The sequence below is a fragment of the Klebsiella sp. CN_Kp106 genome, assembly GCF_040064575.1.
GTDB lineage: Bacteria > Pseudomonadota > Gammaproteobacteria > Enterobacterales > Enterobacteriaceae > Klebsiella > Klebsiella michiganensis.
The window spans coordinates 1-23,487 of the sequence record NZ_JBEAIG010000010.1; the positions used below are offsets into that span (position 1 = coordinate 1).

Annotated in this window: 22 protein-coding genes; 13 read left to right on the forward strand and 9 right to left on the reverse strand. The window is 54.5% G+C overall.

The genetic code is table 11. From position 1 onward, the window contains the following. Window positions 1–226: 226 nt before the first annotated feature. Complete coding sequence (locus tag ABLU96_RS06410) at window positions 227–436, reverse strand: YdgH/BhsA/McbA-like domain containing protein (RefSeq protein ID WP_014226701.1); 210 nt, start codon at window positions 434–436, stop codon at window positions 227–229. A 383-nt stretch (window positions 437–819) separates the two neighbouring features. On the opposite strand from ABLU96_RS06410, the gene ABLU96_RS06415 reads away from it, so the two are divergent. The 7 genes from ABLU96_RS06415 to ABLU96_RS06445 all read left to right on the forward strand — a co-directional run bounded on the left by ABLU96_RS06415 (window position 820) and on the right by ABLU96_RS06445 (window position 7,947). Next, window positions 820–1,119 carry an antibiotic biosynthesis monooxygenase gene (locus ABLU96_RS06415; protein ID WP_014226700.1) on the forward strand — a complete coding sequence of 100 codons (300 nt, stop codon included), beginning with the start codon at window positions 820–822 and terminating at the stop codon, window positions 1,117–1,119. 59 nt (window positions 1,120–1,178) lie between these two features. Continuing rightward, the gene (locus ABLU96_RS06420; RefSeq protein WP_348862400.1) at window positions 1,179–1,892 is read left to right on the forward strand and encodes a winged helix-turn-helix domain-containing protein; all 714 of its coding nucleotides are present in this window, start codon (window positions 1,179–1,181) and stop codon (window positions 1,890–1,892) included. A 402-nt stretch (window positions 1,893–2,294) separates the two neighbouring features. After that, window positions 2,295–2,903, forward strand: a complete 609-nt coding sequence (gene mrkA, locus ABLU96_RS06425) for a type 3 fimbria major subunit MrkA (protein ID WP_001493056.1) — start codon at window positions 2,295–2,297, stop codon at window positions 2,901–2,903. Between the two features lie 193 nt (window positions 2,904–3,096). Next, a complete protein-coding gene (locus ABLU96_RS06430; RefSeq protein ID WP_000820820.1) occupies window positions 3,097–3,798 on the forward strand; it encodes a molecular chaperone in 702 nt (233 codons plus the stop codon). Between the two features lie 11 nt (window positions 3,799–3,809). Beyond that, entirely contained in the window at window positions 3,810–6,296 is a 2,487-nt protein-coding gene (locus tag ABLU96_RS06435; RefSeq protein ID WP_014839452.1) for a fimbria/pilus outer membrane usher protein, read from the forward strand. Next, complete coding sequence (locus tag ABLU96_RS06440; RefSeq protein WP_004124708.1) at window positions 6,287–7,282, forward strand: fimbrial protein; 996 nt, start codon at window positions 6,287–6,289, stop codon at window positions 7,280–7,282. The genes ABLU96_RS06435 and ABLU96_RS06440 overlap by 10 nt, the downstream gene beginning before the upstream one ends. 77 nt (window positions 7,283–7,359) lie before the next feature. Further along, window positions 7,360–7,947: a type 1 fimbrial protein gene (locus tag ABLU96_RS06445; protein WP_142395354.1), complete on the forward strand. Its 588-nt coding sequence runs from the start codon at window positions 7,360–7,362 to the stop codon at window positions 7,945–7,947. A gap of 57 nt (window positions 7,948–8,004) precedes the next feature. Here ABLU96_RS06445 and ABLU96_RS06450 read toward each other — a convergent pair whose 3' ends face one another. The 6 genes from ABLU96_RS06450 to ABLU96_RS06475 all read right to left on the reverse strand — a co-directional run bounded on the left by ABLU96_RS06450 (window position 8,005) and on the right by ABLU96_RS06475 (window position 13,355). Next, on the reverse strand, window positions 8,005–8,721 hold the full coding sequence (locus ABLU96_RS06450; RefSeq protein ID WP_032694725.1) for an EAL domain-containing protein: 717 nt from the start codon (window positions 8,719–8,721) through the stop codon (window positions 8,005–8,007). A gap of 138 nt (window positions 8,722–8,859) precedes the next feature. Beyond that, window positions 8,860–9,444: a helix-turn-helix transcriptional regulator gene (locus tag ABLU96_RS06455; RefSeq protein WP_025107398.1), complete on the reverse strand. Its 585-nt coding sequence runs from the start codon at window positions 9,442–9,444 to the stop codon at window positions 8,860–8,862. Between the two features lie 4 nt (window positions 9,445–9,448). Further along, window positions 9,449–10,150, reverse strand: a complete 702-nt coding sequence (locus ABLU96_RS06460; protein WP_014226694.1) for a pilus assembly protein PilZ — start codon at window positions 10,148–10,150, stop codon at window positions 9,449–9,451. Window positions 10,151–10,538: 388 nt separating this feature from the next. Next, window positions 10,539–11,411 (reverse strand): aldo/keto reductase family oxidoreductase, encoded by an 873-nt coding sequence (locus ABLU96_RS06465; RefSeq protein ID WP_014226693.1) that lies wholly within the window; start codon window positions 11,409–11,411, stop codon window positions 10,539–10,541. A 116-nt stretch (window positions 11,412–11,527) separates the two neighbouring features. Continuing rightward, a complete protein-coding gene (locus ABLU96_RS06470) occupies window positions 11,528–12,757 on the reverse strand; it encodes an amino acid permease (RefSeq protein ID WP_032720123.1) in 1,230 nt (409 codons plus the stop codon). 136 nt (window positions 12,758–12,893) lie between these two features. Further along, complete coding sequence (locus tag ABLU96_RS06475) at window positions 12,894–13,355, reverse strand: multidrug/biocide efflux PACE transporter (protein ID WP_025107400.1); 462 nt, start codon at window positions 13,353–13,355, stop codon at window positions 12,894–12,896. A 96-nt stretch (window positions 13,356–13,451) separates the two neighbouring features. Between ABLU96_RS06475 and ABLU96_RS06480 the strand changes: the two genes are divergently transcribed. The 3 genes from ABLU96_RS06480 to ABLU96_RS06490 all read left to right on the forward strand — a co-directional run bounded on the left by ABLU96_RS06480 (window position 13,452) and on the right by ABLU96_RS06490 (window position 16,571). Next, entirely contained in the window at window positions 13,452–14,324 is an 873-nt protein-coding gene (locus tag ABLU96_RS06480; RefSeq protein WP_064404185.1) for a LysR family transcriptional regulator, read from the forward strand. A 130-nt stretch (window positions 14,325–14,454) separates the two neighbouring features. After that, the gene (locus tag ABLU96_RS06485) at window positions 14,455–15,633 is read left to right on the forward strand and encodes an acetyl-CoA C-acetyltransferase (protein WP_064378369.1); all 1,179 of its coding nucleotides are present in this window, start codon (window positions 14,455–14,457) and stop codon (window positions 15,631–15,633) included. Between the two features lie 242 nt (window positions 15,634–15,875). Next, window positions 15,876–16,571, forward strand: a complete 696-nt coding sequence (locus tag ABLU96_RS06490) for a porin (protein ID WP_032694720.1) — start codon at window positions 15,876–15,878, stop codon at window positions 16,569–16,571. A gap of 216 nt (window positions 16,572–16,787) precedes the next feature. Here the strand turns inward: ABLU96_RS06490 and ABLU96_RS06495 are convergent, their stop codons facing one another. Then, a complete protein-coding gene (locus ABLU96_RS06495; RefSeq protein WP_014226688.1) occupies window positions 16,788–17,963 on the reverse strand; it encodes an oligogalacturonate lyase family protein in 1,176 nt (391 codons plus the stop codon). 542 nt (window positions 17,964–18,505) lie between these two features. Between ABLU96_RS06495 and kduD the strand changes: the two genes are divergently transcribed. Together kduD and ABLU96_RS06505 are read left to right on the forward strand one after the other, a co-directional pair. Further along, window positions 18,506–19,267 carry a 2-dehydro-3-deoxy-D-gluconate 5-dehydrogenase KduD gene (kduD, locus tag ABLU96_RS06500; protein ID WP_004124661.1) on the forward strand — a complete coding sequence of 254 codons (762 nt, stop codon included), beginning with the start codon at window positions 18,506–18,508 and terminating at the stop codon, window positions 19,265–19,267. A 311-nt stretch (window positions 19,268–19,578) separates the two neighbouring features. Continuing rightward, a complete protein-coding gene (locus tag ABLU96_RS06505) occupies window positions 19,579–20,997 on the forward strand; it encodes a sugar porter family MFS transporter (protein WP_064404184.1) in 1,419 nt (472 codons plus the stop codon). Here ABLU96_RS06505 and ABLU96_RS06510 read toward each other — a convergent pair whose 3' ends face one another. Beyond that, window positions 20,998–21,993: a LacI family DNA-binding transcriptional regulator gene (locus ABLU96_RS06510; RefSeq protein WP_049083394.1), complete on the reverse strand. Its 996-nt coding sequence runs from the start codon at window positions 21,991–21,993 to the stop codon at window positions 20,998–21,000. Window positions 21,994–22,233: 240 nt separating this feature from the next. Here ABLU96_RS06510 and ABLU96_RS06515 point away from each other — a divergent pair, with 240 nt between their 5' ends. Continuing rightward, the gene (locus tag ABLU96_RS06515; RefSeq protein ID WP_014226685.1) at window positions 22,234–23,475 is read left to right on the forward strand and encodes an MFS transporter; all 1,242 of its coding nucleotides are present in this window, start codon (window positions 22,234–22,236) and stop codon (window positions 23,473–23,475) included. Window positions 23,476–23,487: the final 12 nt, after the last annotated feature.

Sequence of the window (23,487 nt, forward strand, 5' to 3'; positions counted from 1 at the left end):
GCGCGCAGAGTGGCTGAATTTCCCGGAGGCGATGCTGCGCATCTGTCCGGGCTACGGCACCGCAGACGGCAGTGAACCCACAAACCAGGCTGTGGGGGCACTGTTCGCCAGCAACAAAAAAAGCCCCATCAAGGGGCTCGACATTGCTGTGTGCTTATTATGTGGCGGGAGCCAGACCAGCCGCCGTCAGGCGACCTGTCCGGCAGCTCCCTCTGCAACCATTCGGTTATTTAGACAGCTCGGCGGTCATATGAACCTGGTTACCGGTATACGCTTCGGTAATGTGGTAAGACTGGCCCTGGTCTTTAGCAATGGCGGCGATTTTGGCTTCGGCGTTGTCCAGCGTATCAGCGGTTACGCTAACAGGCTGAGCGAAGCTAGCGAAAGAGACCAGAGACAGCATACCGGCAGCGGCAAGTAATTTTACGTTTTTCATGGTGTTTATCCTTTTAACTTTTATGGTGGAAAGCGTTGTTGCTTTCGATGGACTTATAATAAGTCTGCTAACTATAACGCGCGTTGCAAAAAGTGCGATTTAGATCACACTTTTGTGACGGTATGATGACGAATGTCTAAATTTTAATTTTTTATTTCCAATAAAAACAAACAGATGATTTATTCTGCAGCGTCTCTTTCGCCGTGGAAAACGATCTCAACAGCCGCGCAGTTTTCTCGCCTCGCGTGATTAATTATTTTTAATGTGAATGCATTGGCTGTTTTTTGAACAAATGGGGCGGCGATATTTCGCCCGTCAACGAAGCATTGAGCCAGGGTGAAAAGATACAGTGACCCTCACACAGATTGCGTGAGGACAATGGGATGATTGCCGTACTCTTTGAAGCCGAGGTCACTCCGGCGAGTCAGGAACGTTACTTAGCGCTGGCGGCGGAGCTGAAGCCGCTGCTGAACAATATTGACGGTTTTATTGCCATTGAGCGTTTCCAAAGCCTGACCACACCGGGGAAAATTTTGTCGCTCTCCTGGTGGCGGGATGAGGAAGCGGTGCAGGCGTGGAAACGCAACCTTTGCCATCAGGCTGCGCAGAAAGAGGGGCGGGAGAGTATTTTCGCCTGTTATCACATTCGGGTGGCTCAGGTGCTGCGCGAATACCGTGCTTAACCTGCCCATCCCCGGTACTCTGGCTGCTGTTTGTGGTTAGGGAAAATAAGCGAGGCACTATGTTAAAACCTGTTGAGCTAATTGAAGACGATGAGTCCCTGGCCGAAGCGATGGCGGCAGTGGCGTCGGCGATGGCGGATGCCTCGCGCCTGAAGATACTGTGCGCCTTAATGGACGGCCGGGCGTGGACGGCGACCGAGCTTTCTGCCGTCGCCGATATTTCCCCTTCGACCGCCAGCGCGCATCTTAGCCGCCTGGTCAACAGCGGTTTATTAATCTGCCTTGCTCAGGGCCGGCATCGCTACTACCGCCTCGCCGGTAGCGATGTCGCCGGTTTGCTGGAGAATATGATGACCATGGCCGGCAAGCGCGCGGTGGCGCTCGCAACCAGCACGCCGGTCAATTTGCGCCTGGCGCGCACCTGTTACGATCATCTGGCCGGAGAAGTGGCGGTATCGCTGTATGATTTTCTGCAGCGTGAAGCGTGGATAACGCCTGACGGAACGGCGCTGACGCCCGCCGGGAAAGCGCACTTTGCCCGGCTGGGAGTGGTGGTGAAGCGCGGCTCCCGGCGCAAAGCCTGCTGCGGCTGTCTGGACTGGAGCGAACGACGCTTTCATCTTGGGGGGGCAGCGGGCGCGGCGCTGCTGCAGCACGGTCTGGAGAACGGCTGGTTTAGCACTACCGCGGGATTTCGCGAAGTGACGATTACGCCGGCAGGGTGGCGCGCGTTGTATCTGCATTTTCAACTGACGAAAAAGGGAGACTGCTGACGGATTAGGATTGTTCTTTCTGTAGAGAAATAACCTTTTATGCAACTATAGGTTGCTATATTGTTAATTCCATATTGTCTTTTCCCCTTCAGTGTAAATAACAATAGCTTTGTTTCTTGCTATCAATCTCCAGTAATTAATAGTTGTGAGCTATCTGTTACATTGATTAACAGCTCGTGAACATATGTATATTTGTCAGCGAAAAATAGCATTCTTTGACGCCGACAGCCTTGACGAATTCTTTTATCGAGTTCGTTCCTGACGCCTTAAATATTGCGGCTTCCGGTCAGTCGAAGTTTCTATTAACAGTTGCAAAAGTGAGCATCGCAAATCGCTTCTGACTTTTGTGCGTATTAACTGTTTGCTCATTGATACTTAATTCACTCTGACAAGGAAATGGCAATGAAAAAGGTTCTTCTCTCTGCTGCAATGGCAACTGCGTTTTTTGGTATGGCTGCGGCAAATGCTGCTGATACCAATGTAGGCGGCGGTCAGGTTAATTTCTTCGGTAAAGTTACCGACGTATCTTGTACTGTTTCCGTAAACGGCCAGGGCAGCGATGCGAACGTTTATCTGTCACCAGTGACTTTAACGGAAGTTAAAGCTGCCGCGGCGGATACCTATCTGAAACCGAAATCTTTCACCATCGATGTTTCTGACTGCCAGGCGGCTGATGGCACCAAACAGGATGATGTGAGCAAACTGGGCGTGAACTGGACCGGCGGTAACCTGCTGGCGGGCGCAACCGCTAAACAGCAGGGCTACCTGGCTAACACCGAAGCCGCCGGCGCGCAGAATATCCAGCTGGTTCTCTCCACCGACAACGCCACCGCGCTGACCAACAAAATCATCCCGGGCGACAGCACCCAGCCTAAAGCGGCCGGTGATGCCTCTGCCGTTCAGGATGGCGCGCGCTTCACTTACTACGTCGGCTACGCGACCAGCACCCCGACCACGGTTACCACCGGTGTGGTTAACAGCTACGCGACTTACGAAATTACTTATCAGTAATATCGACTGAGAGATAAAGCCGCCTCGCGCCGGGGCGGTTTATACCCGTCATACTTCGAATGGCACAGGCGTTGGCGACGTTTGCTCACCCCAGTCACTCTCTGGCCGCCTTTCTGTAATTCGAATTATTCAGGGTATACAACAATAATAAAGCGGCCACTGCTGCCGCTTATTTTTTTATTCTGAGGTCAGCATGAAGCGTATTGCCCTTTTTTTCTGTTTCATTTTTAGTTTTGCGGCCCATGCCAATAATATTATTGTTAACGGTACCCGCTTTATTTATCCAGGAAATGAAAAAGAAATAACGGTGCAGCTCTCTAACACCGCCGACCGTCCGGCGCTGGCGCAAGCCTGGCTGGATAACGGTAATGCCGACGCGACGCCGGATACCATTACTACCCCCTTTATTATCACGCCGCCTATTTCCCGGGTTGATGCGAAAAGCGGTCAAACCCTGCGTATTAAGCTCGGCAGTAATGCAGGGCTGGCTAAAGATAAAGAGACGCTGTGGTGGCTGAACCTTCTGGAAATACCGCCGGTTGAGGCCAGCCAGAAAAACGAAGGGCAAAATATTCTGCAGCTGGCGATTCGTTCGCGCTTTAAGTTTATTTATCGCCCTGCCGGGCTAGGCAATCGCGACGCTGCGGCAGAAAAACTGGCGCTCTCCGCTAACGGCAGCAGCCTGTCCGTCAGTAACCCAACGCCCTTTTATATCACCGTAAGCCGTATCTCCCGTAACGGCGGCAAAGCGCTCAACAGCAAAACGGTCATGTTTGCCCCGCAGTCCAGCCAGACCATCGCCCTCTCTTCAGCGGTGAGCAAAGGCGAGACCCTGACCGTTAACAACATTAATGATTATGGTGCAGATGTCGCAGTGAAAGTTACCGTCAAATAAGGGAAACGATCATGAAGCAGAGGTCAATCTGCCCGGGAAGATTAAGCACGGCTATCGCGGTTGCGCTGTGCTGCTTTCCGCCATTTTCCAGCGGACAGGAAAACCCGGGAACGATCTATCAATTTAACGATGGTTTTATCGTTGGCAGTCGCGAAAAGGTCGACCTGTCGCGCTTCTCGACCAGCGCTATCAGCGAGGGCGTCTACTCCCTTGATGTCTATACCAACGGCGAATGGAAAGGGCGCTACGACCTGAAAATCACCGCCGGTAAAGACGGCAAAATGGGCGTCTGCTATACCAAAGCGATGCTGATGCAGTATGGGATTTCGCCGGAAAAATTAAATCCGCAGCTCAGCGAAAAAGAGGGCTTCTGCGGACGCCTACAGGAGTGGCGTCACGAAGATAACGTCAAAGACACGCTGATTCAGTCCTCCCTGAGACTGGATATTGCCGTACCGCAAATCTACGAAGATCAGCGCCTGAAAAACTTTGTCAGCCCGCAGTTCTGGGATAAAGGCGTTGCGGCGCTGAATTTAGGCTGGATGGCCAACGCCTGGAACAGCCATATCTCCTCGGCCAACGGTTCCGATAACAGCAGCGCGTATCTTGGCGTTAACGCGGGCCTGTCGTGGGACGGCTGGCTGCTCAAGCATATCGGTAACCTGAACTGGCAGCAGCAGCAGGGGAAAGCGCACTGGAACAGCAACCAGACCTATCTGCAGCGGCCGATTCCGCAGATTAACTCGATAGTCAGCGGCGGGCAGATTTTTACCAACGGCGAGTTCTTTGACACCATCGGCCTGCGCGGGGTTAACCTGGCGACCGATGACAATATGTTCCCCGACGGAATGCGCTCCTACGCCCCTGAAATTCGCGGCGTGGCGCAAAGCAACGCCCTGGTGACGGTGCGCCAGGGCAGCAATATTATCTATCAGACCACGGTGCCGCCGGGGCCGTTTACCCTGCAGGATGTCTATCCTTCCGGCTACGGTAGCGACCTTGAAGTGTCGGTTAAAGAGGCCGATGGTTCGGTCGAGGTATTTAGCGTACCTTACGCCTCGGTAGCGCAGCTGCTGCGTCCGGGAATGACCCGCTACGCGCTCTCCGCCGGTAAAGTCGACGATAGTTCGCTGCGTAATAAACCGATGCTCTACCAGGGAACCTGGCAGCATGGTTTAAATAACCTGTTTACCGGCTATACCGGCGTCACCGGATTTGATGACTATCAGGCGTTCCTGCTGGGGACCGGGATGAATACCGGCATCGGCGCGCTCTCCTTCGACGTGACTCACTCGCGGCTGAAGAGCGATACCCTTGACGAGCACGGTCAAAGCTATCGCGCCACCTTTAACCGCATGTTTACCGAAACCCAGACCAGCATCGTGCTGGCGGCGTATCGCTACTCCACCAAAGGCTACTACAACCTGAACGACGCCCTCTACGCCGTCGATCAGGAGAAGAACTACAACAGCAACTACACCGTGTGGCGCCAGAAAAACGGGATGACCTTTACCGTCAACCAGAACCTGCCGGACGGCTGGGGCGGTTTTTACCTGAGCGGCCGGGTGGCGGATTACTGGAACCGTTCGGGAACGGAGAAGCAGTACCAGTTTAGTTACAACAACATGTACGGTCGGCTCTCGTGGTCGGTCAGCGCCCAGCGCGTCTATACCCCGGATAGCTCCGGCCACCGTCGCGACGATCGCGTGTCACTCAACTTCAGCTACCCGCTGTGGTTCGGTGAAAACCGTACGGCTAACCTGACATCGAATACCGCGTTTAATAACTCACGCTTCGCCAGTTCGCAGATTGGCGTCAACGGTTCGCTGGATAGTGAAAACAACCTCAACTACGGCGTGTCGACCACGACCTCTACCGGCGGTCAGCACGATGTGGCGCTGAACGGCAGCTACCGTACCCCGTGGACCACGCTGAACGGCAGCTATAGCCAGGGCGAAGGCTATCGCCAGAGCGGCGTAGGCGCCAGCGGGACGCTGATCGCGCATCAGCACGGCGTCGTATTCTCGCCGGAAAGCGGCACCACCATGGCGCTGATCGAAGCGAAAGACGCCGCGGGGGCGATGTTGCCCGGCTCGCCGGGTACCCGCATCGACAGCAACGGCTACGCCATTCTGCCGTATCTGCGGCCTTACCGGATAAATTCCGTTGAAATTGACCCGAAAGGCAGCAACGACGATGTCGCCTTCGGCAGTACCGTGGCGCAGGTGGTGCCGTGGGAAGGGAGCGTGGTCAAGGTCTCCTTCGATACCACGCTGCAGAACAACGTCACTCTGCAGGCGCGTCAGGCAAACGGTCTGCCGCTACCGTTCGCCGCCACGATTTACAACCCCTCCGGGAAAGAGATCGGCGTGGTGGGCCAGGGCAGCATGATGTTTATCAGCGACGCCAGCGCGCCGAAGGCCACGGTTAAGTGGAGCGGCGGACAGTGCTCGGTGGAATTAAGTCAGGAAAAAACAAAGGAAACGCTATGTCGCTAATGAAAAAACTGACGCTTTTTATTGGCTTAATGGCGATGGGGACCACGTCGGCATGGGCGTACTGTACGCGCCTGTCGCAGCCGACGGTTAGCCTCGACATGGTTGTGGGCCGGGTGGTGGTTCCGCCGGATCTGCCGGTAGGATCGGTGATCGTGTCCCGGGACTGGACCATGTCGGCGCCGGGCGGGGCCAGCTATAGCTGCAGCAGCGGCACTAACCGCTTTGTGGCCAAAATCGTCGCCCCCGGGGCGACCGATCTGGGAAATAAAATTTATTCCACCAACGTGCCCGGGATCGGCCTGCGGTTCAGCCGCGGCGGGGCGACGGTCAATATTATCTACCCTGACACGTTCTCCAGCTACGTCAGCCGGACCACGAATTACTCGCTGGAAGGCTCCCGCTTTACGCTGGAGGTGATTAAAACCGCGAGCGTGACCGGCAGCGGAACCCTGGCGGCAGGTAAGTACACCTCTTACGACTGGGAGAACGGCAATAACCCGATCCTCGAAACCCGCCTGAGCGCCAACGCCATCACCGTGGTATCGCCCTCATGTACCATCCTGAGCGGCAAAAATATGAACGTCGATGTCGGTACCATCAAGCGCAGCGATCTCAACGGCGTCGGCACCACCGCGGGCGGGAAGGATTTTAATATTGAGCTGCAGTGCAGCGGCGGGTTAAGCGAGTCGGGATACGCCAATATCCAGACCTCTTTCTCCGGCACGCTGGCCACCGGCACCACGGTGAGCCGAGGCGCGCTGCTGAACGAAAAATCCGGCTCCTCGTTGGCGAAAGGAATTGGTATCCAGGTTCTGAAAGAGGGCGTACCGCTGGAATTCAACAAGAAATACAGCGTCGGTACGCTGCGCACGCAAGAAACCCGATACATCACCCTGCCTCTGCATGCGCGTTTCTATCAATATGCGCCGACCACCAGTACCGGTGAGGTAGAGTCGCACATGATCTTTAACCTGACGTACGATTAATTCGGGAGGCGGGTATGCGTGATTCAGCACAATATAAAAATAGCAAACGACTCATTCAACTGGCGCTGATCGGCGGGATGCTGATGGCCTCCCCGGCGTCGGGTTTTGAGACCAACTACGATCGAGGGCGGGTGGATTTTGCCGGACGGGTGACGGATATCTCCTGTAGCGTGGCGCTGAACGGCGGCAACAACGCGGGGAGCGGCAGCGTCTGGCTGGCGCCGGTCAGCCTGGCCGAAGTACACGATCGCGGCGCCGGGGCATTTATGAAGCCGCAGCCTTTTACGCTGGAACTCTCGAACTGCCAGCTGCGTCACGACGGCGGCGCGGCGGATAAAGACGAGATCCGCCTGGTTAACGTCCGCTGGGTTGACGGCTTTACGGTCAATGCGGTGGGCAATGAAAATGCTGGCTATCTGAGGAATACGCGGGCGGACGGCGCCAGCCATATTTTCCTCGCGCTGTCGACCAATGATAATAATACCCTCGATAAAAGTAATAAAATCGTCCCGGCCGACCCCTTGCAAAACCGGGTGCCGCTGGTCGAAAAAGCGGTCGATGGCGGCGTATTTACCTATTACATCGGCTACGTGACCCCCGCGCCGGAAAAAGCAACCAGCGGCCCGTTGACCAGTTGGGCAACATGGGAGCTCGTTTATAATTGAAGGGGAGAGGGTATTGCGCGAGTATGACTTTTGATGCCGGAGTTATCCGGCATTTATTTATGCGGTGATATCTTCCTGGACCAATTGTTCAATGCTCACTTCCTTCCAGTAGTGTCCCTGAATAGCAAACCATTCCATGCCCTGCAACCAGGCCTTATGCGCTTCGCTTTCTACACCTTCAATAATCACATTATGGTGGTTGCGGGAAAGGAAAGTGACGAGGGCATCCATTAACGGACGACCGGAATCTTTTTGCATTAAAAGCCAGAAGAAGTCTTTATCGATTTTGACATAATCGAAATGATAGTCGCGAATCGCGTGAATACCGGCGTTGCCAGAGCCAAAATCATCGAGCCAGAGCGTAGTGCTTTGCGGGTTATTCCAGGTTGCGAGAGCATTATTCAAAAGATTATGGGAATTCTCGGTCACTTCAAAATGGACGCAGCCGATTTGGTCGACGAGCGCTTTAATCTCCGGGCGTTGCAATACGTTAAGTATATGGTCATCAACATTAATCGTCGCCGAGATAGCATTTTGCTTAAACCACTGTTTATGTTTTTCAATAAGCGCCAGCTGTTCCATAAAAATGCTTTCGCGTAGTCCCGTATTGGCGTAGCGAAAGAAGTTTTCCGGCGATATAGAGAGGTGGTCAAAGCGGCTCAGGCACTCAACGGCGACGAGCGTACCTTTTGGGGAAAACATTTTTTGAAAGACATAACGAACGGATATATCGCTACGTGATAAATTATGCCTGGAAAAAAGAGTTGCGTTCATTATCTCTCGTCAAAAATCAGGTCAGAGGTAAAGAGAGGAGAATATTATAGGTGACCTTTCTACCGATGGGAATGATTATTAATGGCTTATCGCCAATAAATTATCGGGTTTTGATTGGTCACCCACATATTTTTGGTTTTAGCACTGATACATATTGACTATGCTTTTGTTCATTATTCGCGAGTTATTCATCCCGAGTTTCTTCATAATATGTACCTTATGGCTGTGGACCGTTTTATGATCAATGTCGAGAAGCACCGCAATCCTTTTACTGTTATTGCAGGCAATAATTAACTCCAGCACCTGAAGTTCCCTGGCGGTCAGCTTGCGGCGGGTGCATAGCCCCTGGCAGCCTTCGGCGGTTGAGGGCCTGCTGATGATGGCTGAGTAATCTGCCAGCGAGGATTTTTCGGTCAGAATCAACAGGTTTTCTAGATCAAGCAGCTCCCGGAACAGGCTGGACAGCTCGCTTTTGACGATCAGCACCAGCAGCGCGCAATGCGTCAGGCGCTTGCGCAAAGTGTTCAGTAATGCGACCGTTGTGGCCGCAGAGATATCTTTGTGGATGATATTGATAATAACGGTGGCTGCCGGGGAGGCGCCGACCCCTTTCACAATATCCTGAAATTTCAGGGTGGTGATATCCCTGGCGCGATCAATCATATAATCATGGATTGATTGCCCGATGATATTGTCATCAGTGTAAAGTAATATACTGTCCAATGGTTCAGACTCTCTTTTTTCTCTTGGCTTCCATAATCAAGTCGAGCAGCACTTTCTCTATTCGCTTCTTGTTATCAAGATGGCGAAATTTAAACTGACAAGAAATCTGGTAGTAGCTATCTGACTTCTCGTTATCATCTAAAGTCACCATAACAACATTTTTTATAACTAAATCTACGGTGATTTCGCCATATTCAGCGAGGGCGAGGATAGCGTTCTTGAGGATGGCGTTATGGCTGAGGAATTTCAGATTGGGGCTCCTGGTCATCAGCGCGCAACCGCCGTCCGAAATGTCTTTGATTTCGAATAGATAGTTTTCTCCGTTTTTGTGTCGGCCGTGACAGAAGAATTCGTGCTCGTGGCGCAGGCGGAATCGGGGATCGCGCCGGCGTTGAACCACCTGGATACATTCCGGTAAGGTAAATGCGACCTTCCTGCATTTCCCTTCACCGCCGGCATAGCTTTTCTTTAGCGTAGAGCAAAACTCGATTTTCCCTGAATCGCTATGCAGAATAAATTTAACTTTATGCCCCGCGGGGATTTTGCTGGTGGTGGAGATATGAAACTCGGCAAAATCTACCCGCGTTAGCTGGGTAATAGTGCTTTTGTTATTAACAAAAACTTCTATCTCCGCCTGCTTTCGGAGCTCTTCCCTGAAAATAGCAATAATTTCATACTTACTCGTCTTTATCGTTCCCTCTGTCATGTGAAATCCTTGTAAATTGTTATTGTGTGTGGTCGATTTTTTATATAGCAATACAAACATTCTGATTGTGTTAACCAGATGTTTTTATGAGCATTTGATGTTGTTAGCTATCTTTGCAGCTAAATTGATTTGTATAAACTTTGAATGAGATATTGTTTTTCCTGTAATCAAGAGTTCGAAAATTTTGGCGAGACAAAAACGACAGAAGCCTCCAATTAGGAGGCCAGTCGAGAAAGTTTAAATCTATGCTTTGCATAGGGTTATCCGTAAGAGAATAAAGCGGATAACGCCTAATTTGTAGGATGTATAGTGCCAGTGGCGTTAAGGTAATTCCAGGCAAATATTGAGGAGAAGGCTTCTGCGAATATCGATCCGCAGAAGCCTGAAATCAGGAGTGGGGCTGGAGATTATCCAGAATGGCTAACGCTTCTGGTGGGAGCGTTAATTGCGCGGCGGCAAGATTCTCGTGCAGATGCTGTAGCGAGGAGGTGCCCGGAATGAGCAGGATATTCGGCGAGCGCTGGAGTAGCCAGGCCAGCGCCACCTGCATCGGCGTGGCGTCAAGCGAAGCGGCGACGTCGTTAAGCTCCCGGGCCTGAAGCGGGGTAAAACCGCCGAGGGGGAAAAAGGGCACCCAGGCGATATTTTGCGCCGCCAGCTCGTCGATCAGCGGATCGTCCTGACGGTTCGCCACGTTATATTGGTTCTGAACGCAGACGATTGGCGTCAGTTTTTGCGCATCGCTCACCTGTCTGGCGGTGACGTTACTCAGCCCGATATGGCGAATCAACCCGCGTTCTTTCAGCTCCAGAAGGGTGGTTAAGGGCCCCTCCAGCGAACCTTCAACCGGGCCATGCGTGCCGAGCATACTGCGCAGGTTCACCACCTCAAGCACGTCGAGGCCCAGATTGCGCAGATTGTCCTCCACCGCCGCAGTGAGCTCCGCGGGCGACATCGCGGGCAGCCAGTTGCCTTTATCGTCGCGGCGAGCGCTGACTTTGGTCACGATGCACAGATCGGCGGAATAGGGATGCAGCGCCTGGCGAATGAGCTGATTAGTCACGTGTGGACCGTAAAAATCGGAGGTATCAATATGATTGACGCCCGACTCGACCGCTTCCTGCAGTACGCGGATAGCGGTTTGCGGATCTTTTGGCGGGCCGAAGACGCCGGGCCCCGCAAGCTGCATCGCCCCGTATCCCAGACGATAAACCTGACGATCGCCTAACGTCGCAGTACCGGATAATTTTACGCTGGACATATAAACCCCTGCTTTCTTGGTGTGCAAGGGATAAGTGTATGTCCGTCAGGGAGATTGGTGGGGGGAGAATGTTGGCAGAACGTGCGGCGAGGAAAAGACTCACCGCACGGAGAGGATTAGCTAAAAAACATTACCGACACGCAGAGCAAACCGACAACCAGGGTAATAAAGCTACCTACCGAGCGGTAGGGCTTCAGCGCCGGAATAAGATACGTGGAGAGGGTTGGCATGATGAACAGGATCATCGCGATAAGCGGGCCGCTGACGGCGTAAATCATTGAGATAGCGTTGGGATTGATAAAGCACACCACGAAGGTCAGCGTCGAAACCAGCAGGATCGACATCGCCCGGTTAAACGCGCGGCTTTTACGAATCCCCGCCTGGGCGAGGGACGTTTTGACGATTTCACTGGCCCCTTCAATCACGCCAAAATAGGTGCCAAGGAACGATTTCGACATCGCCACCACCGCCACAATAATTCCGGTGATCGCCAGCCACGCCGGCGACCCCGGCATCATCGACAGGGCGGAAAGAATGGTGACCCCTTGATGGCGGGCGGTTTCAATATAGCTCGCCGGTATCGACAGCAGGCAGCTGAAGACGAAAAACAGCACGCTGGCGCAGATGAGGGTGTAGGCCACCTTCATGATTTTTTTGCATTTACCCATGGCCTGCTCGCCGTATTTCTCCTGCTGATCGATAGCAAAAGTCGATATGATCGGCGTATGGCTAAAAGCGAAAACCATCACGGGAATCGAGATCCAGATTTGGTGGAACGTGTGCGGGGTCAGCTGCATCTGGCTGGTCAGATAAGCCGGCTGCCAGCTGCCCATTAAATAGATGGAGAGGAACAGGAAACAGGCGATCAGCGGGAAGACTAAAAAGCCCATGACTTTAATCGTGACGTGGCGGCCCATTAAAAAGATCAGATTCAGCACCAGCACCACGCCCAGGCTGAGCAGCGCCCTGACCTGAGAAGTGATGGGTACATGTCTGGAGAGCTGCTCCGCGAGCGAGTTGGTAATGGCGACGGCGTAGATCAGCACCACCACGAAAAAGGCGAGGAAATAGAGGCCGGTAATCAGGCTACCGATCTTTTTACCGTAATAGTGATTAACGGCGCCGGTGATCCCCGCGCCCGGGGCGATGTTGGCGGAGAGAATAAACTGGCTCAGCGCTTTATGCGGCCAGTAGGTTAACGGCCAGGCGACCAGCGCGGTGATGAACAGAACGATAGCGCCCGCGGATCCCAGTTGGATCGGCAAGAATAACGTGCCAGCGCCTACAGCAGTGCCATATAAGGCGAAACTCCAGAGAGTTTCTTCTTTAGACCAAATTTTAGACATTATGCGACTTTATCAACCAGAAAACGAACAAAAAGGAGTGCAATTTATCACATTTATGGATGAGCTGTGGCGATAGTTTCTGGCGCAGAAATGAAGCGGCGGAGCGCCCGTTACCGGCCGGGCGCTTTGCTAAAGATTACTCGCGGGCGGCGATCCGCTGCTGGCGAACCTTAATGACCCGCTCGCGCAGCATATCCCAGACCCAGTTAAAGGCCATGGTGTAGGGCAGGAAGAACAGCATAAAGCCGATTTCCAGCATAAACGCCTGCATCAGCGAAACGCCCAGCACCAGTGCGACCATCGTGACGCCGATAATAATAAAGCCTGACTCGAAGCCGATCGCGTGCAGCGCGCGGACCCGCAGGGTACGGACGACCCGGGTTACCGGCCACAGCCGGTCGAAGAGGGCGTTATAGATAATGTTCCAGACCATCGCCAGCGTCGCGAGCAGGATACTGAGCCCGCCCATTTCAACGACCGAACGCTGCATGAGCCATGCGGCGGTTGGGGCGAGGATCAGCGTCGCCAGACCTTCAAAGCTTATCGCGTGGATTACCCGTTCCGTCAGCGTTTTGCGCTGGGCGTTGACTTGTTGCATGGCTTGTTGCCTCCGGTCTTTATATGAAATTACCCGGCATTTTATGGATAAATATGATAAACAAAAGATAGTATCCATCGATAAAGTAGATAGTTCATGCGCTATTCTCCCGAAGCTTTAACCGCGTTTGTCGAATCCGTGGCCTGCGGTTCATTCTCTGCCGCGGCGCGGCGGCTGCGCAAAAGCCAGTCCACCATCAGCACCGCAATCGCCAACCTGGAAGCCGATCTTGGCGTGACGTTGTTCGATCGCACCTCCAGACAGCCGACGCTCACGCCGCAGGGCGAACAGGTGTTGAGCTACGTGAAGGCGATTCTGGCGGCCAGCGACAGGCTGGATGAGCTGGCCATTTCGCTGTCTGGCAACACCGAAGCGCGTCTGACCTTTGTGCTCTCCGATACGCTGCATCCCGATGTGCTGGAAGATCTGCTGGCGCAGTTCGATCGTCGTTTTCCGCACACCGAATTTGAGTGCCTGATTGGCGAAGACGACGACGTTATCGATCTGCTGCAAAAGGAGCGGGCGCAGGTGGGGCTGATTGAGGCCAGGGACAGCTACCCGACAGAAATAGGCAGTATCCGGCTGCCGATGCAAACCGAAATGGCTATCTTCGTGGCGCCCCGGCACCCGCTGGCGGCCCAGGGCAGCGTCACCCGCGACGAGCTGTTCAGCTGGCGCGAGCTGCGCCTGAGCACCTATCTGGAAAATACGGCGGAACCGGCGCGCGGTCTGGTATGGTCGGCGCCTAACTATCTGCTGCTGTTCAGCATGGCGGCGCAGGGGTTGGGATGGTGTATTTTGCCCAGCGCGCTGGTGGAGGAGTTCGCCGGGAGCGGAAGCCTGGTGGCGCTGGATATTGCCGGCTGGCCGCGGATGATCTCCACCGATTTGCTGTGGAATAAAAAGGCGCCGCCGGGAGAAGCGGGAAGCTGGCTGCGTCAGCATCTGCAGCGGCACGGGCGCGAATAGGGGCCATTTTTACCATCGCCGACGATCTTTGTGATTTCCCTCACTTTTTTTAAACAATTGCGAAAATTTTTGATAACAATTCACTACTATGATGCTGTTTCTTTGCGCAGAGGCGGAGCAGAGGTAGAGGATGAAAGATGTCGTAATCGTCGGCGCGTTGCGAACGCCAATCGGCTGTTTTCAGGGCGCGCTGTCGCGTCATTCGGCGGTGGAGCTGGGCAGCGTGGTGGTGAAGGCGCTTGTTGAGCGCAGCGGCGTCGATCCGCAAAGTATTGATGAGGTGATCCTCGGCCAGGTGCTGACGGCAGGAACCGGACAGAATCCGGCGCGTCAGTCGGCGATCCGCGGCGGGCTGCCTAATACCGTTTCTGCTATTACCATCAACGACGTCTGCGGTTCCGGACTGAAGGCGCTGCACCTGGCGACCCAGGCGATTCAGTGCGGCGAAGCGGACGTGGTGATCGCCGGCGGGCAGGAGAATATGAGCCGCGCCCCGCACGTGCTGACCGACAGCCGTACCGGCGCCCAGTTGGGCAATAGCCAGCTTATCGACAGCCTTGTCCACGATGGCCTGTGGGATGCGTTTAACGACTACCATATGGGCGTGACGGCGGAGAACCTGGCGCGCGAGTATGGCATCAGCCGTGAACTGCAGGATGCGTGGGCGCTTAGCTCGCAGCACAAAGCGCGGCGGGCGATTGATTCCGGACGCTTTCGCGATGAAATCGTGCCGGTGGCCAGTGAACTCAACGGTACCCCCCGCCTGGTGGATACCGATGAGCAGCCGCGCGTCGACCCCAGCGCAGAAGCGCTGGCCAGCCTGCTGCCGACCTTTGACCAGCAGGGTTCGGTCACCGCCGGCAATGCCTCAAGCATTAACGATGGCGCGGCGGCGGTGATGATGATGAGCGAAGCTAAAGCCGAGGAGCTGGGGCTGCCGATTTTGGCGCGGATCCGCGCTTTTGCCAGCGTGGGGGTCGATCCGGCGCTGATGGGGATCGCGCCGGTCCATGCCACCCGTCGCTGCCTTGAACGCGCGGGCTGGAAGCTGGATGAAGTCGATCTTATCGAAGCCAACGAAGCCTTTGCCGCTCAGGCCATTTCGGTGGGCAGGGTACTGGAATGGGACGAGCGGCGGGTGAACGTGAACGGCGGCGCCATTGCGCTGGGCCACCCGATTGGCGCTTCCGGCTGCCGCATTCTGGTTTCCCTGGTGCACGAGATGATTAAACGCGATGCCCGCAAAGGGCTGGCCACGCTATGCATCGGCGGCGGCCAGGGCGTGGCGCTGGCGGTTGAACGCGAATAAGCCCCTTCTGATATATGCGTTAACTGAGCCTCCCTGTGGAGGCTTTTTTTTGCTTCCCGCCAGGCGTTACCCTGCCAAAAATTCCTTTCTGACGCGCTATTTTGTTGAGCGTTGTCACGTCTTTCTGTGCCACCTTTTTTGAAACAAATATTTACGATCGCGATCACTAAAACATTATTGCCTAAAAAATAAAATACGGTTTTATAAAAACGAAACGATATTTTAATTATGAGGGGTAATTTATGTTCGCAAGATCTCTGGCCCTTGCTGCACTCTGTGGCATGTCTTTCGCGGCTTCAGCCGTCACGGTAGATTTACGTCACGAATTCATTGACGGCGGCAAATCGGATAAGAGCAACGCCGACCGCGTCTCCGTCTCCCATCGTTTCGCTAACGGCTTTGGCTTCTCCGTTGAGGCGAAGTGGAAGTCGGGCGGCGATAACACCAGCCAGCCTTATTCAGATTTCGTCGGTAATGGTCATGAAGAGAGCATTACCTGGCAGTGGAAGGCGAATAAAAACTTCTCGGTCACGCCGGGGTTCAATATTGAAAGTAACGATAGCCGCTCGATCTACAAGCCAAACCTGCGCGTGCAGTACAGCTTCGATAATGGCTTCTACGTCGCAGCCCGCTATCGTTACGACTATACCCGCTACCCGGCGAATGCAGGGAAAGAGGATGACAAAGTTAACCGCGGCGATGCGTGGGCCGGTTACGTCTTCGGCGACTGGCGTACGGAGCTGAACTACGTTTATGCGCGCAGTACCGAAGGGGTTAAGCGCAACGACAACAAACCGTACTCGCAGGAGTACAATCTCAAGGTTGCCTACAAGCTGGATAAAAACTGGGCGCCGTACGGCGAGCTCGGCAACGTTGGCGTCAACGATCGCAGCGACCGCCAGACCCGTTTCCGCGTAGGTGTTGCCTACTCGTTCTAACTTAAAAAATGTCCTCATCGTTTACCCCGGAGCGGTCAGCCGGGGTTTTCCGTTGGTATGAATCCCTCTTCCCGGAGCGGCGCAATGCGCCCCATCGGCACGGAATGTAGCCCGGATAAGCGCAGCGCGATCCGGGGAAAACGCCGGGCATAAAAAAGCCCTCCGAAAGGAGGGCAAGGCCAGTTACAGAAACACTAACTCAAACAGTGGCTAACGCTATGCCTTCAGCATCTCAGGCTGGGGCGGCAGCTTCGCGATATACACGGCAGGTTTGCCGTCTTTATCGGAGCTGAACAAAATGGCGCTATCGTCCGGCGTAAAGGACGGGTGCGGGTGGGTAACCTGGCGACTATTGGCCACGGTTGCCCAGGAGGTATCGTGACGCGCAACGCGGAAATAGGCCTGCTTCGCGACATCGAAAGCGTACAGATACGGGTCGTTATCAATGGTGTAGCCGCTGGTGTCTTTGACGTCCACCGGGGTACCGGAACCATCGCCAACCAGCATCGTGCCGTCAAAGTTACTCATCAGATGCGAACAGGCCGGCATCTGCATCACCGCTTCATTAACGCCGGTATCCGGGTTGAAGCTGTAGATCGTCCGGCCCTGCTGGCCCTTCAGATAAGAGACGTACACCAGCGCGGAGCCGTTCGGTACCCAGAATTCGTGGGTGCAGCTTTCGCCTTCCGCATGCGCTTTGACTTTACGCACGTTGCTACCGTCTTCATTTACCATCCACATCCGCGCATCGACCAGGTCATGCGGCCCTTCATGGCAGAAGGCGACGGTATGGTCATCGAACGGACGATAAATCGGATGGCCCAGCCATTTCCTCTCTTCGTGGATCACGCTGCTTTCGCCGGTTTGCAGGTCGACGCGCAGCAGGCGGCAGTGGGGGCCTTTGTGGAAGAAATCATGGAAAATCTGCCAGTCGTTGAGCGGCGTCCAGTCGCTTTTGGCAATCTCGATGCCAACCAGTTTGGTGCAATCGCTGTTGGCCACCCAGGTACCGTAGCCCACCCAGTCATCGGCGACGCGATACACTTCACGCTCTTGCAGCGTGGTGAGGTTAACCTCCAGCAGCGTACGGTCGTTCTTCACGTAATAAAGGGATTTATCATCCGGAGAAAGGAAACCACCAAACGTGTTATCACCGGCGCCTTCCGTTAGCTGCACCGCCTCGGCCTTTGCGAGGTCCAGCAGATAGTAGTTCCAGTTGCCGTCGAATTCGCCGGCAAACAGCAGGTGGCTGCCATCGTTAAAAAAACACTTCTGATAGAAATAGTTACGATGACAGGTTACTTCCGGTGGGGTTAAGCGGGTGATCTCCGCGCCGGTGTCCGGATCGCGGCTGACGTCATAATTCAGTTTAACCCGCATGCCTTTAGCCATGATGTACTCCTTTTCCTTCCTGAGATGTCGCCCGCCTGCGTTGACCGGCCAGTGGAAGTAGATTTAAAAGATGGGTGTTAATTTATCAAAACATCGTTTCATTATTTGTGATGACGGACGCAATTCGCAACAACTTCTTGCTATAGATCGCCTTTTTTTGCTGACAGTACGGCCGGCATCCCCGCTCTCTTTGTTTTCCTGCCGTTTTTTTTCGATCCGCCGTCTTTTTTTAAAGTTTGAATAACTCATTGTATTTTATTGAATTAAATAGGAGTTTCACGGTTTATCAATCACCGCTTCGTGATCTGTTTTGCATTTTTAACATTTAACAGTCTTAAAATTGAAACGATGTTTTAATAATAATTGAAAATGACTTTAGCCGGGGCTAAGATGTGCTCACTGTAAAACGGAACTCTGTTTTATTTTTAGAAGGGGCAATCCCTGCGAGTTCTTCAAACCATAAGGGTCTGCACAAGCCGCAGGCTGGACTATCAGAACCTTGCCTGTACCTACACAGGCTCTGAAAGATTAAGGAACCAAGTATGATTCTCGACGCATTCTCCCTGCAGGGCAAAGTAGCCGTGGTGAGCGGTTGTGATACGGGTCTGGGCCAGGGCATGGCGGTGGGCCTGGCGGAAGCCGGTTGCGATATCGTGGGTATCAATATTGTTGAACCGACGGAAACCATTGAGCGCGTCACGGCGCTGGGCCGTCGTTTTCTCAGCCTGACCGCCGATCTGCGCCAGATTGACGGTATCCCGCAGCTGCTGGAGCGCGCGGTGGCGGAGTTCGGCCATATCGACATCCTGGTTAACAACGCCGGCCTGATCCGTCGCGAAGACGCGATCGAATTCAGCGAGAAAAACTGGGACGACGTGATGAACCTGAACATTAAGAGCGTGTTCTTTATGTCTCAGGCGGCGGCGAAGCACTTTATTGCCCAGGGGACCGGCGGCAAGATTATCAATATTGCCTCGATGCTCTCTTTCCAGGGCGGGATCCGCGTACCTTCCTACACGGCGTCAAAAAGCGCGGTGATGGGCGTGACTCGTCTGCTGGCGAACGAGTGGGCGAAGCACGGCATCAACGTCAACGCGCTGGCGCCGGGCTATATGGCGACCAACAATACCCAGCAGCTGCGCGCCGACGAACAGCGCAGCAGCGAGATCCTCGACCGTATCCCGGCGGGACGCTGGGGTCTGCCGAGCGACCTGATGGGGCCGGTGGTCTTCCTGGCCTCCAGCGCTTCTGACTACATCAATGGCTACACCGTCGCGGTGGATGGCGGCTGGCTGGCGCGCTGATATTTGCCGCGTTATCAGCGCAAAATGGAACCCTGCTTCGGCAGGGTTTTTTTATGTCTAAATAACAATTGTCCATATGATGAAACTGAAATAGTCCATATGGTTTATTTGTTTTTGAGGTAAGTATCTATATGTAACAGGGGTTGTTGAAGATGAAATGCTTATTTTCTGCTCTTATGAAAGTTGAATGTCCATCACAAAACCATTGCCTGTAGCAACTTAATCCATATCTTTGGCGTGTCCTGCCTGACACCTTACGCCGCCGATCCCGTAGTTTCATCGTATGTCTTACTTCGTCTGGCAGGAAAAAAATGACCACTCTCAGTCACGACTCTACAACCATGCCGCGTACGCAGCGCGATACCCGGCGTATGAATCAGTTTGTCTCCATTGCCGCCGCGGTGGCAGGGTTGCTGTTTGGCCTCGATATCGGGGTGATTGCCGGGGCGCTGCCCTTTATTACCGATCATTTTGTTTTATCCAGCCGCCTGCAGGAGTGGGTGGTGAGCAGCATGATGCTGGGAGCCGCCATCGGCGCGTTATTTAACGGCTGGCTCTCTTTCCGCCTCGGGCGCAAATACAGCCTGATGGTGGGGGCGGTGCTGTTCGTTGCCGGTTCCGTGGGCTCCGCGTTTGCGACCAGCGTCGAAATGCTGCTGGTGGCAAGGATCGTTCTCGGGGTCGCCGTGGGGATCGCCTCTTATACCGCGCCGCTGTACCTGTCGGAAATGGCGAGCGAAAACGTGCGCGGCAAGATGATCAGCATGTATCAGCTGATGGTGACGCTGGGTATCGTGATGGCGTTTCTCTCCGACACCGCGTTCAGCTATAGCGGCAACTGGCGGGCGATGCTTGGCGTACTGGCGCTGCCGGCGGTGGTGCTGATTATTCTGGTGATCTTCCTGCCGAACAGCCCGCGCTGGCTGGCGGAAAAAGGGCGTCACGTGGAAGCGGAAGAGGTGCTGCAGATGCTGCGCGACACGTCAGAAAAAGCCCGTGACGAGCTCAACGAGATCCGCGAAAGCCTGAAGCTGAAGCAGGGCGGCTGGGCGCTGTTTAAGGTCAACCGCAACGTGCGGCGGGCGGTATTCCTCGGCATGCTGTTGCAGGCGATGCAGCAGTTTACCGGTATGAATATCATCATGTACTACGCGCCGCGCATCTTTAAAATGGCGGGCTTCACCACCACCGAACAGCAGATGGTCGCGACCCTGGTGGTTGGCCTGACCTTTATGTTCGCTACCTTTATCGCCGTCTTTACCGTCGATAAGGCCGGACGTAAGCCGGCGCTGAAAATCGGTTTTAGCGTGATGGCCATCGGCACGCTGGTGCTGGGCTACTGTCTGATGCAGTTTGATAACGGCACCGCCTCCAGCGGTCTCTCCTGGCTGTCGGTGGGGATGACCATGATGTGTATTGCCGGCTATGCGATGAGCGCCGCGCCGGTGGTGTGGATCCTGTGTTCGGAAATTCAGCCGCTGAAGTGCCGCGATTTCGGCATCACCTGCTCAACCACCACCAACTGGGTGTCGAACATGATTATCGGCGCGACCTTCCTGACGCTGCTGGACGCGATCGGCGCGGCAGGAACCTTCTGGCTTTACACCGCGCTGAACGTCGCCTTTATCGGCGTGACGTTCTGGCTGATCCCGGAAACCAAAAACGTCACCCTGGAGCATATTGAACGCAGGCTGATGTCCGGCGAGAAGCTGCGCAATATCGGCAATTAATTACAAAGACTCGCGCGGCAGCCACGGGCTGGTTACTTTCACCGTCTCCCGATGGCTGTCGCCGTTAATAATGTGCTGGGCGCTCAGGCGCCCGATATCATAGTGCGGTAGCTGCACCGTTGAGAGCGACGGGAAAAACAGATCGCCAATCCCCACCATATTGTCATAACCCACCACCGCCACATCCTGCGGAATACGCAGCCCGCGCGCCAGCAGCGTCTGATAGACCATAAACGCGATGCGGTCGTTGCCGCAAATCACCGAGTCGAACTGCGGCTTGCGCTGTTGAATATGGGCCAGCACGACAGCGGGAATATCGCGATAGTGCTCATCGCCGTAGGCCATATAGCAGTGAGCGAGCGTATCCGGGTCAATACCCGCTTCCCGGCAGGCGCGTTCCAGCCCCTGACGGCGGCGGACGGTCGCCAGATGATTCGCCGGCAGATGCAGGCACAGCGGCCGGCGATAGCCCGCGGCCAGCAGAGCCTGCACCGCCGTATACTGACCCTGTTCGTCGTCCGGGATATAGCTGGCCACCGGGTCGTGCAGGCTTTCGCAGTTGGCCAGCACGCAGGGGAGGGTTAACAGCTTGGCCGGTAGCGGTACCTGACGCAGACCCATCGTGGTGTAGATAATGCCGTCCGGACGATGGGAGAGCAGCAGGTCGACGATAGCGTCCGGGCTATCGTCAGAGAACATGTTGACCACGAAGCTGTTCCAGCCGTGCGCTCGCGCGGTCTCTTCGATGGAGAGCGTAATCTCCACCGAAAACGGCGTGGTGACGGTATCCAGCGCCAGTACACCGATGGTGTTTGGCGTCGCGTGAGCGCCGCGGATTTTCTTCGCCGACAGGTCGGGGACGTAGTTGGTCTCTTCGATAGCCGCCTGGACCCGAGCCAGGGTCTCCGGCTTGAGCCTTTCCGGGCTATTAAGCGCCCGGGAGACCGTCATTAGCGAGACATTCGCCAGCTTTGCTACATCCTTCAGAGATGCCATATTAAGTGCTCCACCCTTGCCGCCAGCAGCGGGGTCAACTAAGTTACTGATGTAAAAGGATCATACAATATTCTATCGTACACGTAGCGCGAGCGAAGAAGATGAATATTTGATCGAGATCTCATCTCCTTTATGTTAACGTTAACTTTTGTGATTAACATCATGAATCGCAACAAAACGAAGTGAGTTTCGCTTTTTGTTAACGTTACCATAATAGCATTACTCCAACATGAGAATGTCATGATGAAAGCGCATCACTCTCACAGCTATCCGTTACTCAGTGCGTTACTCTTTTTCTTTTTCGTGACCTGGTCCTCTTCAGGTTCGCTGCTCTCTATCTGGCTACATCAGGAAGTGGGACTTAAGCCGGGGGATACGGGAATTATCTTCTCAGTGCTTTCCGTCTCCGCGCTTTTCGCCCAGGTGTGCTACGGCTTTATTCAGGACAAACTCGGCCTGCGTAAAAATTTGCTCTGGTACATCACCGTACTGCTGATCCTCTCCGGCCCGGCCTATATGGCGTTTGGCTACCTCCTCAAAATTAACGTCTTACTCGGCAGCATCTTCGGCGGGATTTATATCGGACTGACCTTTAACGGCGGTATCGGCGTGCTGGAATCCTACACCGAGCGCGTCGCGCGCCAGAGCCAGTTTGAATTCGGCAAGGCGCGGATGTGGGGCTCGCTGGGCTGGGCGGTGGCGACCTTCTTCGCCGGTTTGTTGTTCAACATTAACCCGCACTTAAACTTCGCGGTGGCCAGCTGCTCCGGACTGGTCTTTTTTTTCCTACTGGCGCGACTGCGGGTCTCTTCCGCGCCGCATGCCATGCAGGAGGCGGTATCCGGCGGTAAAGTCACGCTGGAAGACGCCCTGCGTCTGCTGACCCTGCCGCGCTTTTGGGCGCTGGTCTTCTTCGTCATCGGCACCTGCATCTACGGCGTTTATGACCAGCAGTTCCCGGTCTACTTCTCTTCCCAGTTCCCGACCCTGCAGGAAGGCAACGCGATGTACGGCTACCTGAACTCGTTCCAGGTGTTCCTGGAAGCCGCCGGTATGTTCTGCGCACCGTGGCTGGTTAACCGCGTCGGCGCGAAAAACGGCCTGATCTTCGCCGGAATGGTGATGGCCATGCGTATGGTGGCTTCTGGGCTGGTGGAGGGGCCGCTGCTGATCTCCATCACCAAGCTGCTCCACGCCGTCGAGCTGCCGGTACTGCTGGTATCTATCTTTAAATACAACAGCTTAAACTTCGACAAGCGTCTTTCATCCACGCTGTATCTGGTCGGCTTTGCCTGCACCAGCTCGGTTATCGCGACGGTTCTGTCGCCGCTCGCTGGCTATAGCTATGAGAAATACGGCTTCGCCCAGTCCTATCTGATTATGGGACTGCTGGTGTTCTGCACCACCTTTATCTCCATCTTCTTGTTGCGCTCCAGTAAGTCCTCTTCGGACCCGCTAATGCCGCAAACTTCCGCTATCTGAACCAAAAGAGTA

What these genes read in the sequence shown, in the direction of transcription:
- ABLU96_RS06460 (WP_014226694.1), bottom strand. Translation starts at nt 10,150, where the DNA reads ATGACAGAGGGAACGATAAAGACGAGTAAGTATGAAATTATTGCTATT.
- ABLU96_RS06465 (WP_014226693.1), bottom strand. Translation starts at nt 11,411, where the DNA reads ATGTCCAGCGTAAAATTATCCGGTACTGCGACGTTAGGCGATCGTCAG.
- ABLU96_RS06435 (WP_014839452.1), top strand. Translation starts at nt 3,810, where the DNA reads ATGAAGCAGAGGTCAATCTGCCCGGGAAGATTAAGCACGGCTATCGCG.
- ABLU96_RS06485 (WP_064378369.1), top strand. Translation starts at nt 14,455, where the DNA reads ATGAAAGATGTCGTAATCGTCGGCGCGTTGCGAACGCCAATCGGCTGT.
- ABLU96_RS06430 (WP_000820820.1), top strand. Translation starts at nt 3,097, where the DNA reads ATGAAGCGTATTGCCCTTTTTTTCTGTTTCATTTTTAGTTTTGCGGCC.
- ABLU96_RS06420 (WP_348862400.1), top strand. Translation starts at nt 1,179, where the DNA reads ATGTTAAAACCTGTTGAGCTAATTGAAGACGATGAGTCCCTGGCCGAA.
- kduD (WP_004124661.1), top strand. Translation starts at nt 18,506, where the DNA reads ATGATTCTCGACGCATTCTCCCTGCAGGGCAAAGTAGCCGTGGTGAGC.
- ABLU96_RS06475 (WP_025107400.1), bottom strand. Translation starts at nt 13,355, where the DNA reads ATGCAACAAGTCAACGCCCAGCGCAAAACGCTGACGGAACGGGTAATC.
- ABLU96_RS06445 (WP_142395354.1), top strand. Translation starts at nt 7,360, where the DNA reads ATGCTGATGGCCTCCCCGGCGTCGGGTTTTGAGACCAACTACGATCGA.
- ABLU96_RS06470 (WP_032720123.1), bottom strand. Translation starts at nt 12,757, where the DNA reads ATGTCTAAAATTTGGTCTAAAGAAGAAACTCTCTGGAGTTTCGCCTTA.
- ABLU96_RS06505 (WP_064404184.1), top strand. Translation starts at nt 19,579, where the DNA reads ATGACCACTCTCAGTCACGACTCTACAACCATGCCGCGTACGCAGCGC.
- ABLU96_RS06515 (WP_014226685.1), top strand. Translation starts at nt 22,234, where the DNA reads ATGATGAAAGCGCATCACTCTCACAGCTATCCGTTACTCAGTGCGTTA.
- ABLU96_RS06480 (WP_064404185.1), top strand. Translation starts at nt 13,452, where the DNA reads ATGCGCTATTCTCCCGAAGCTTTAACCGCGTTTGTCGAATCCGTGGCC.
- mrkA (WP_001493056.1), top strand. Translation starts at nt 2,295, where the DNA reads ATGAAAAAGGTTCTTCTCTCTGCTGCAATGGCAACTGCGTTTTTTGGT.
- ABLU96_RS06415 (WP_014226700.1), top strand. Translation starts at nt 820, where the DNA reads ATGATTGCCGTACTCTTTGAAGCCGAGGTCACTCCGGCGAGTCAGGAA.
- ABLU96_RS06440 (WP_004124708.1), top strand. Translation starts at nt 6,287, where the DNA reads ATGTCGCTAATGAAAAAACTGACGCTTTTTATTGGCTTAATGGCGATG.
- ABLU96_RS06490 (WP_032694720.1), top strand. Translation starts at nt 15,876, where the DNA reads ATGTTCGCAAGATCTCTGGCCCTTGCTGCACTCTGTGGCATGTCTTTC.
- ABLU96_RS06410 (WP_014226701.1), bottom strand. Translation starts at nt 436, where the DNA reads ATGAAAAACGTAAAATTACTTGCCGCTGCCGGTATGCTGTCTCTGGTC.
- ABLU96_RS06510 (WP_049083394.1), bottom strand. Translation starts at nt 21,993, where the DNA reads ATGGCATCTCTGAAGGATGTAGCAAAGCTGGCGAATGTCTCGCTAATG.
- ABLU96_RS06450 (WP_032694725.1), bottom strand. Translation starts at nt 8,721, where the DNA reads ATGAACGCAACTCTTTTTTCCAGGCATAATTTATCACGTAGCGATATA.
- ABLU96_RS06495 (WP_014226688.1), bottom strand. Translation starts at nt 17,963, where the DNA reads ATGGCTAAAGGCATGCGGGTTAAACTGAATTATGACGTCAGCCGCGAT.